Below are 947 nucleotides of genomic sequence, written 5' to 3' on the forward strand. Positions count from 1 at the left end.
GAGTTAGGGAAGGTGCGAATAAGCGGGGAAATTCTTCTCGGCTGACTCAGTCATTTCATTTCTTCATGTTTGAGCCGATTTTTTCTCCCGTAAATGCCTTGAATCAGCCTATTTAGACCGTTTCTTCGCCATTTAAGGCGTTATCCCCAGTTTTTAGTGAGATCTCTCCCACTGACGTATCATTTGGTCCGCCCGAAACAGGTTGGCCAGCGTGAATAACATCGCCAGTTGGTTATCGTTTTTCAGCAACCCCTTGTATCTGGCTTTCACGAAGCCGAACTGTCGCTTGATGATGCGAAATGGGTGCTCCACCTTGGCCCGGATGCTGGCTTTCATGTATTCGATGTTGATGGCCGTTTTGTTCTTGCGTGGATGCTGTTTCAAGGTTCTTACCTTGCCGGGGCGCTCGGCGATCAGCCAGTCCACATCCACCTCGGCCAGCTCCTCGCGCTGTGGCGCCCCTTGGTAGCCGGCATCGGCTGAGACAAATTGCTCCTCTCCATGCAGCAGATTACCCAGCTGATTGAGGTCATGCTCGTTGGCCGCGGTGGTGACTAGGCTGTGGGTCAGGCCACTCTTGGCATCGACACCAATGTGGGCCTTCATGCCAAAGTGCCACTGATTGCCTTTCTTGGTCTGATGCATCTCCGGATCGCGTTGCTGCTCTTTGTTCTTGGTAGAGCTGGGTGCCTCAATGATGGTGGCATCCACCAAAGTGCCTTGGTCATCATGACGCCTGCTTCGGCCAGCCAGCGATTGATGGTCTTGAACAATTGGCGGGCCAGTTGATGCTGCTCCAGCAGGTGGCGGAAATTCATGATGGTGGTGCGGTCCGGCAAGGCGCTATCCAGGGATAACCGGGCAAACAGACGCATGGAGGCGATTTCGTACAGAGCATCTTCCATCGCGCCATCGCTCAGGTTGTACCAATGCTGCATGCAGTGAAT

Annotated in this window: 1 pseudogene; it reads right to left on the reverse strand. The window is 53.5% G+C overall.

The window, feature by feature from the left end:
* Nucleotides 1-153 precede the first annotated feature (153 nt).
* A pseudogene (locus M988_RS22140) lies at nt 154-947 on the reverse strand (IS5-like element IS5 family transposase); the annotation flags it as partial.

Origin of the sequence: Hafnia paralvei ATCC 29927 (assembly GCF_001655005.1) — a bacterium.
GTDB lineage: Bacteria > Pseudomonadota > Gammaproteobacteria > Enterobacterales > Enterobacteriaceae > Hafnia > Hafnia paralvei.